7 protein-coding genes and 2 pseudogenes are annotated in these 7,905 nt (G+C 45.9%); 3 read left to right on the top strand and 6 right to left on the bottom strand.

Translation table 11 applies throughout. The annotated features are described in order from the left end of the window. Positions 1–153: 153 nt before the first annotated feature. Positions 154–1,308 carry a cytochrome c oxidase subunit II gene (gene coxB, locus QTN94_RS15835; protein ID WP_331428213.1) on the bottom strand — a complete coding sequence of 385 codons (1,155 nt, stop codon included), beginning with the start codon at positions 1,306–1,308 and terminating at the stop codon, positions 154–156. Between the two features lie 343 nt (positions 1,309–1,651). Between coxB and QTN94_RS15830 the strand changes: the two genes are divergently transcribed. Then, positions 1,652–3,358 carry a phospho-sugar mutase gene (locus QTN94_RS15830; RefSeq protein ID WP_331428212.1) on the top strand — a complete coding sequence of 569 codons (1,707 nt, stop codon included), beginning with the start codon at positions 1,652–1,654 and terminating at the stop codon, positions 3,356–3,358. An 83-nt stretch (positions 3,359–3,441) separates the two neighbouring features. Here the strand turns inward: QTN94_RS15830 and QTN94_RS15825 are convergent, their stop codons facing one another. The 3 genes and pseudogenes from QTN94_RS15825 to QTN94_RS15815 form a co-directional block, all read right to left on the bottom strand. Continuing rightward, entirely contained in the window at positions 3,442–3,750 is a 309-nt protein-coding gene (locus QTN94_RS15825) for a DsbA family protein (RefSeq protein ID WP_331428211.1), read from the bottom strand. A 47-nt stretch (positions 3,751–3,797) separates the two neighbouring features. Further along, positions 3,798–4,217 carry a GNAT family N-acetyltransferase gene (locus tag QTN94_RS15820; protein WP_331416833.1) on the bottom strand — a complete coding sequence of 140 codons (420 nt, stop codon included), beginning with the start codon at positions 4,215–4,217 and terminating at the stop codon, positions 3,798–3,800. Positions 4,218–4,286: 69 nt separating this feature from the next. Further along, positions 4,287–4,667: pseudogene (locus QTN94_RS15815) on the bottom strand (LysE family transporter); the annotation flags it as partial. A 201-nt stretch (positions 4,668–4,868) separates the two neighbouring features. Here QTN94_RS15815 and QTN94_RS15810 point away from each other — a divergent pair. Further along, positions 4,869–5,587 (top strand): annotated as a pseudogene (locus QTN94_RS15810) (AzlC family ABC transporter permease). Then, positions 5,584–5,892 (top strand): AzlD domain-containing protein, encoded by a 309-nt coding sequence (locus tag QTN94_RS15805; protein ID WP_331428210.1) that lies wholly within the window; start codon positions 5,584–5,586, stop codon positions 5,890–5,892. Before QTN94_RS15810 ends, QTN94_RS15805 begins: the two are co-directional and overlap by 4 nt. Before the next feature lie 105 nt (positions 5,893–5,997). On the opposite strand, the gene QTN94_RS15800 is transcribed toward QTN94_RS15805, so the two are convergent. Beyond that, the gene (locus QTN94_RS15800) at positions 5,998–6,612 is read right to left on the bottom strand and encodes a fumarylacetoacetate hydrolase family protein (RefSeq protein WP_269375786.1); all 615 of its coding nucleotides are present in this window, start codon (positions 6,610–6,612) and stop codon (positions 5,998–6,000) included. A 192-nt stretch (positions 6,613–6,804) separates the two neighbouring features. Next, positions 6,805–7,821, bottom strand: a complete 1,017-nt coding sequence (locus QTN94_RS15795) for a porin (protein ID WP_331428209.1) — start codon at positions 7,819–7,821, stop codon at positions 6,805–6,807. Positions 7,822–7,905 lie beyond the last annotated feature (84 nt).

Raw genomic sequence — 7,905 nt, 5'->3', positions numbered from 1 at the left:
CCGAGCCCCGTTTACACAGAGCCTTATTGTACTCCGCCCAGTTAGTTATCTTCTTTTTTGCCTTACCCATACCACCACCGCTCTAACCATCATAAAGGGTCAGATCGCAAGACTCGAAAAAGGTTCAACTGATTTAGGCAACAACGCCCGTTTTCATTGTCCCTCCTTAGACGCCTTAAATTGGTTGACATCCGCTGCCTGAACCAAGTCTCCGACACTGTTGCCTAAGCCATTACGTTGATAAGTCACCACGGCGGCAATTTCCTTGTCAGTCAATTGATTGGCAAAAGCCTGCATCGCGGTACCCGCACGGCCATTAGTCACAATATCTATGTGTCCAGTCACATCCCCTGTTGCCACTTTACTTGCAGTAATGGCAGGAAATGCGCCAGGGATCCCCGCACCATTTGCTTGGTGACACACAGCGCATCGATCTAAGTAGATTTTCTCGCCTAGGGTCATTAACTCTTCAAGAGACAGGGAAGCCGTCAGAGAAGCCGCCGCTTCTTGCTTGGCCTGAGCGATTTCCGCTTTCTTGGCAATCAGCCATGCGTCGTACTCTTGTTCCTCCATCGCATGGACGACGATTGGCATAAATCCGTGCGCCCGACCACACAGTTCGGCACACTGACCTCGATAAACCCCTGGCTTATCAATCCGTGTCCATGCTTCATTAATAAAACCAGGAATCGTATCTTTTTTAACGGCAAAGTCCGGTACCCACCACGAGTGAATCACATCATCGGATGTCATCAGGAAACGAACTTTACGATTGATCGGCAAAACAAGCGGATTGTCCACTTCAAGAAGATAGTTCGCGCCTTTCTCCTCGATACCATCTATTGCCTTCTGACTGGTCGCGAGCAGACTAAAGAACTCAACATCCTGATCAAAATAGCTGTAGTGCCACTTCCATTGGGAGCCGGTTATCTTGATGGTGAGATCGGACTGAGACGTATCTTCCATAGCAACCAAGGTTTTGGTCGCGGGTATCGCCATAAGCACAAGGATAACGATAGGAATCACCGTCCAGATAACTTCAACTTTGGTGCTTTCGTGAAAATGGGCGGCAACGGCCCCCTTAGACTTGCGGTGGTGATACATGGAGTAAAACATCACACCAAACACGACAATGGCAATCGCACAGCAGATGTAGAATATCAGCATATGCAGGTCATAGACCTGACCACTAATATCCGTGACACCTTGTGTCATGTTATAAGTGCTTTGCTCTGCGTGCGCAGTCGCCGTTAATCCAACCAACGACACATTACTCAGTCGCCACAGTGAAACCTGTAAACTTTTCAAAAGACCTCTCCTTTGCCAGAGTCATCAACCGTGATGCTGGTCACCTTTCGTGCTGAAGTATCTTCATACACAAGAAAGTACCAATCAGCCTTTGGACTTGGAAAATTCCTTATAACCAGTAAATTTGAAGCAAGTTGTTATATTTATGTTAATAAAAGTTAGTTGGCGTTTTTGAAATGTGCAAGAAAGTCCTATCAGATTTGAGTAAGGAAAAAATCTCGTTCTGTTTAGCGATTGCGATCTCGCAAATGATAATCAATATCAACTAAAGTTAAGCGTAATTTGGAACATAACATAGACTTAAGTTATCAATAGGTCTGAGCTAGTAAGAAGGTAAAGCAAGATGATGGAACAAGTAACTCGTTGGTTAGAAAAAGATCCTGATCCACGAACTCGTGAAGAGCTGCAACAATTAATCGACCAGCAGGCTTTAACTGATCTAGAAGATCGCTTTCGCCAACGACTTGAATTTGGTACCGCAGGTTTGCGTGGCAAAGTTGGCTGTGGCCCAAACCGAATGAACCGACTGGTGATTCAAGAGACCGCGAGTGGACTTGGTCAGTACCTTATCCAACAAGTCGAGAGTGCCAAGACTCGTGGTGTCGTGATTGGCTATGATGGTCGAACCGACTCCAAACAATTCGCCCATGATACCGCCAGTGCTTTAACCGCTCTTGGTATCAAAGTGTTGTTAACGCATGACGTCGCCGCGACTCCTATCGTCGCATTTGGCGTGAAACACTTTAATGCAGCTGCCGCCGTCGTGGTTACTGCTAGCCACAACCCACCGGAATACAATGGTTTTAAAGTCTATTGGCAAAACGGTGCTCAAATAATTCCGCCTCATGATTCGGGCATTGCTGCTCAAATCGACCTCGCGGCAACACGTGCAATTCCAATGATGACATTGAGTGACGCCGAGCAAAACGGTTTGTTGGAGTGGCTACAAGATGACTATTACCAAACCTACCGCAAGACGATGAATGCCAATCCTCTGCTAGGCAATCATACCCAACCCGAGAGTATCTCTATTGCCTATACAGCCATGCATGGTGTAGGGGCGGATATGGCAGAAACCCTACTCGCAGATGCCGGCTTCACTAAGGTTTATAGCGTTGCTGCACAGCGAGATCCAGACGGCACTTTCCCTACCGTCAATTTCCCTAACCCAGAAGAAACGGGGGCAATGGATATGGTGGTTGCGCTGGCCAAAGAGCACGGTGCTGAACTCGCTTGCGCCAATGACCCAGACGCTGACCGATTTGCTGTTGCGGTACGTAAACCGGATGGTGACTACCAGATGCTGACAGGCGATCAGGTCGGAACGCTGTTTGGTCATTATCTACTGTCACAATCAGACAGCGCGACACCTCTGGTCGGTAATACTATCGTATCGTCTACCCTGTTGGATAAAGTTGCTCAGGCTCATGGCGCACAGTACTACCAGACTCTGACAGGCTTTAAATGGCTAACCAATGTCGCTATGCAAAAGCAAACCAATGAGCAACCATTTTTGTTCGCCTATGAAGAGGCTCTGGGCTACACCGTGGGCAATAAAGTGTGGGATAAAGATGGTCTGTCGGCACTGGTCGCTTTTGCTCAGCTAACCGCAGAGCTAAAAAGTCAGGGCAAGACAGTCTGGGATCAGTTGGAAGCACTTTATCGTCAACATGGTATGTATCTCAATGCTCAACGTAGTATTGCTCTTGATCCAAAATCTCCGCCAGTGGGTGATAAGCTAAGAGCAAATCCACCAACCATGATCGCAGGTAGCAAGGTGGACGTTACACAAGATCTCAAAACTCAGACCAAACGATTTGCTGATGGAACTGAGCAGCGAATCGACCTACCAGCCAGTGACGTGTTGATCTACCACCTCTCATGCGGCGCTCGTGTGATTGTTCGCCCTTCCGGTACAGAACCTAAACTCAAATGTTACTATGAAGTCATCGAAGCCTTCGCTGAATCGGACACGTTTGAGCAAGTCTTCAATAAAGCATCAGAATCGATGGGAATGTTGATCTCAGAGCATCAGCACAGTCTGCTTTGATATCCATTACCTGAGTGAGCAAAAAGCCCCACACTCAACAGTGTGGGGCTTTATTATTAATAAACCTTAGTCAGCGTTGACGTTTACAGCAGCTCTTTAAGCACTTGCTCAAGCTGCTGATAAGGCACATAACCCGGAATCACCTGCTCACCCACAATCAAAGCTGGCGTCCCTCTCAGACCTAAGCCAGTAAACATTGTGTAGTTATTCTCTAACTGTTTCTCCACTGCATCACTGACATTAAGTTGCTTTGTCGTACCGGTTTTCTGCGCAATCTTCATCAGTGAAGCAGCATTATGAGTACCCGGTTTAGCAATCAGTAATTGATTCACCTGCTCGAACTTATCACGCTGATTATTCCAAACGTTCAGTGCATAAGCGGCAAAGTTCAACTAACAAACCAAACGGCGAACCATGCTAGTGTAATGTTAGAATCGTATTATTGGATTTTCTTCTGTAAGAAAATCTTATCCACTCCAACCGTTGGAAAACCTTTATAGCGTCCCATCTCTTTGAAGCCTAATTTGGTATAGAAGTTTGGAGCCTGAAAACTGTATGTATCTAAGTACATGTCGGTAACACCAAACGCTTTGGCTTCTGACTCAACACGTACCATTAACATTGAACCAATTCCTGAATCTCGGTGCTGGTCATCAACCCAAAGAAACTCGACAAAAATCGTATTGGTGTAGATTTCTCCTGTTAATCCTCCAGCAAAATGGCCTTGGTCATCTTCGACATAACAGGCCAACGTTTGGATATCTTCATCTGGTAAATGGCGCATATTAAAAGATTTCAGACCACTATAGATCACGTCTTTAATGTTTTTAGGCGGATTGAGAACAAACTGCACATTCATATGACTTCCTCATCTCGACAACATTTCTGGCACAAAAAAGGCCAGCTAACTGCTGACCTGTCTGACTACTTAGCTTGCAAATGAGCTTAGCATCCAAATAGCAAGCACGACAAATATCAACCCCATAAACTTGTGCTGATAAGTGCGAAACTTTTCATTTTCTAACAATGGCTTGCCCAGAGTTCCCACGAGTCCAACCAATAATAAATTGAACAGTAAGCCAAGCACATTCAACAGTAATCCAAGTGCCAACATCTGTTCACCAGAGGTTGCGCTGATATTACTAGACACAAATTGAGGCAAAAACATCACAAAGAAGACGAGTGCTTTAGGGTTGAGTAAATTACTCACCAAAGCTCGTTGATAGAAGGTTGTCGCAACTGTACTGCTACCTTCGAGCTGAGGGGCATCGGTGGCGTTAGCACGCAAACAATCCCAGCCCATTTTCAGCTTTGTACAAAAATAACTAACCGCTATAAGCTAGACTGAATCAACGATCTGTTAACAACGTATTTTGCAAGGAAAGCGAATGGCAATGGACGTGACACCTAAGCAGTTTATTGGCAGTAAATAGAAAGCAATTACGTACAAGCCGCTGATACCGTAACTGTGACTAAATGAATGTAACTATCACCACACGTAGAAAGAAACATGAGTAGCATGACCATAGATATAGACACACAACTCAGTCGCTCACAATTGTTCTGGCAAGGCACACTCGCCAGGTGCCACTCAGTATTGCCGTTATCCCCTGGGGCGTGCTAGCAGGCTCCTTTGCATTGGAGTCTGGGCTAACTGTCGTTGAAAGCCAAGCGCTATCCGCCATCTTGTTTGCAGGTTCTGCACAGCTAGTCGCGACAGGTATGTTTAAGGCAGGTGCAACCTTGACCACCATGCTTTTAGCGATCTTTTTTATTACTTCAAGGCACTTGCTCTACAGTGTATCGATGAGAAGCAAAATCAGTCCGCTACCACTCAAGTGGCGACTTGGACTAGGATTCTTGCTCACCGATGAGCTGTTTGCTATTTGCGGTCAACAGTCTGAAAAGCAGTTCAATCGCTGGTACGCGCTTGGTGCCGGTCTTAGCTTTTATCTTTGGTGGAACCTTGCCACCTTGGTCGGCATTGTCGCTGGCAGTTACATTCCGGCGATGAATGAGCTTGGATTGGAATTTGCCGCCGCAGCAACCTTTATCGCTTTGGTGGTGCCTAACATTAAATCCTCCCCCGTCTTAGTCGCGGTACTCGTCTCTTTAACGACCTCCGTTATGTGCAGTTTGTCGGGTATCGAATCGGGGCTAATGATAGCCAGTATTGCAGGTATGCTCGCAGGTTATATTGCCGAGTCACTGAAAGGACGTATCGTATGATTATGTTATCTATTTTGGCAATGACGTCACTGGTATTTTTGAGCCGCTACCTGTTTTTGGAACCTCGTCTACCATTGAGACTCAACCCACAAGCTCAGCGACTACTGGCCTACTCAAGCCCTTCTGTGCTAACCGCGATTTGGGCGCCTATCGTATTTATGCCTGAGCAGGAGCTATGGGTATCGGCAAATAATCCTTACCTGATTGGTGCTATCGTTGCTGCGCTACTGGCTTGGAAAACCAAAAACGTACTGCTGACGACCATTGTCAGTATGGTGCTGTTTCTATGTCTTAAACTCTTTTAACCGAACAGAGCCGCGAGCAGAAACAATGCAACGGCCATAAAAAACCTCCAATTGAGTCGTCAATTGGAGGTTAGTCCGTGTCCTAGGGGTAAAGTAAAGCGCTTTTTAGTGCGCAACCCACTCTATTTCAATCAAGGTCTTGTCTGCTTCTTTTAATCTTGCCAAAAATACATCGGATGGATGTACCTCACCAACCCCTTGTGGCGTACCGGTCATAATAATGTCGCCATCGCACAACGTGGTAAAAGTAGAGAGCTCATCGACTATCGTTTGTGGAGAGTACATCATCTGCGTCACTGAGCCTTTTTGCACTCTTACGCAGTTTATAAATAGCTCAATTTCTAACTGTTCAATTTTTAGTCCTTCAAGAGGAATAAAACGGCTAAACAACGCGGAGCCATCAAACGCTTTCGCTCGTTCCCACGGTAATCCCTTCGACTTGAGTCTCGATTGCAACTCTCGCTTTGTTAGATCAAGACCTACACCAACAGCCGATAATCTGCCCTCTGAAACAAGAAAGCAGATTTCACCTTCGTAATGGAGCGGTTCTTGGTGAAAGGATTGTAGTTGGGTCGTTATCGAGCTTGGCGGCTTGGAAAACACCACCATTTGATCTGGAATGGCGTTATTCAACTCTTGGATATGTTCTAGATAGTTTCGACCAACACACAATATTTTGGTCGGTTGGACCAAAGATTCTCCAAGCTTTACTGAACTCATGTCACCATCCCTGACTGATATTTTTGAGAGAAAGGCTATTCTAGTCTAAGTGGCTAATAAAAAAACGATTTAGGTAAAAATATCAGAACCACTGCCCATTATTACTGACGCTTAGATCAACAAGGAGAAAAACGCCTATCCAATAACAGATAGGCGTAAATACGATACCGTATTTAAAATCTAGACTTTCGGTTAAAGGAAGTAACGCGCTCCTACTATCCACTTGTCATCATCTTTGGTGGTTGGATCGTCATCACCCAAATCGATTTCATATCCAGCGAAAGTGACTAAGTTAGCGGTAATCGAATATTCCGCCTGAATCGCTGTCTGGCTGTAAAGGGTAAAATTCGTTTTATCGTTCTCTACCGCCTCATAGTTAACGCTAAGGTTAATGCCGTTTGTCATCCCAAACGCCAACAAACCTTCCACTTGAACGGTCTCTTCTAAGCCATCGTAGAAATATTCATTCATGCCGTAGACACCCGCCACATACAGGCCGTTACCATAGCTACCGTAATTCAGCGCAAACATGTGGGAGTTAGCGTCTCGTTTTACACTAGAGATCTCAAGGTCACCGCCAGAGTAGGTATACCCCAGCCCAATACCCATAAAGTGGGCTTTCAGAGCAACTTGTACTCTTGCATCAGCGTTAGATTCAGACTCCTCACCTTGCCAGCCTAAACCGAAATCAACGCCACCATCTTCACTGAACATAAGCGACTTTCTGTAGCTGACCATTCGCTCACCACGTCCAGTACCTAGTAGGTTATGGTTTTCATAGAGATAATCATTCGCGAAGGCGATAGGCAAATCTGCAACTCCCGCCACATCATAATAGGGAGCCCACTGAGTCCCGACCACAAGGCGACCCGCCTGTTCATGTGTGATACCTAAGTAGCCTAGACGTGTAGAGAAGGTATTTTCTCCACCATCAAGGTAGTTAAGTGACCATTCACCTTTGGCGTCAACCACCACACCGTTGCCAAGATCCTGCGTACCGGAAATGTTAATTCGAGGCGAGACTTGATTGACGTCGACGTCCTGATTCGCTGGACGGGTTGAAGTGCCTTTATCGTACTCGCCGATCCCGACATCGACATAACCACCGATTGAGATTGTCGAACCTTCGCTGTTGTAGATTTCTGCCGCGAAGGCGTTAGTACCACTTGCTGCTGCCACGATAGCCGCGGCTAATAATTGAGTTTTCATAGTTAATGTCCGTATTTGGTTTAACCAGTGTCCGAATTAGCACTTAATGACTAATTACTGCACGAACATCTAAACCCTAGTACG

The sequence above is a fragment of the Vibrio sp. M250220 genome (assembly GCF_036533795.1).
In the GTDB taxonomy this organism is placed as follows: Bacteria; Pseudomonadota; Gammaproteobacteria; order Enterobacterales; family Vibrionaceae; genus Vibrio.
This window is presented reverse-complemented; position numbering and strand designations above follow the sequence as displayed.

Bases quoted from the DNA above. Each gene is read 5' to 3' on its own strand.
- QTN94_RS15820 (WP_331416833.1), bottom strand. From the start codon at position 4,217: ATGAATGTGCAGTTTGTTCTCAATCCGCCTAAAAACATTAAAGACGTG.
- QTN94_RS15830 (WP_331428212.1), top strand. From the start codon at position 1,652: ATGATGGAACAAGTAACTCGTTGGTTAGAAAAAGATCCTGATCCACGA.
- QTN94_RS15795 (WP_331428209.1), bottom strand. From the start codon at position 7,821: ATGAAAACTCAATTATTAGCCGCGGCTATCGTGGCAGCAGCAAGTGGT.
- QTN94_RS15805 (WP_331428210.1), top strand. From the start codon at position 5,584: ATGATTATGTTATCTATTTTGGCAATGACGTCACTGGTATTTTTGAGC.
- QTN94_RS15800 (WP_269375786.1), bottom strand. From the start codon at position 6,612: ATGAGTTCAGTAAAGCTTGGAGAATCTTTGGTCCAACCGACCAAAATA.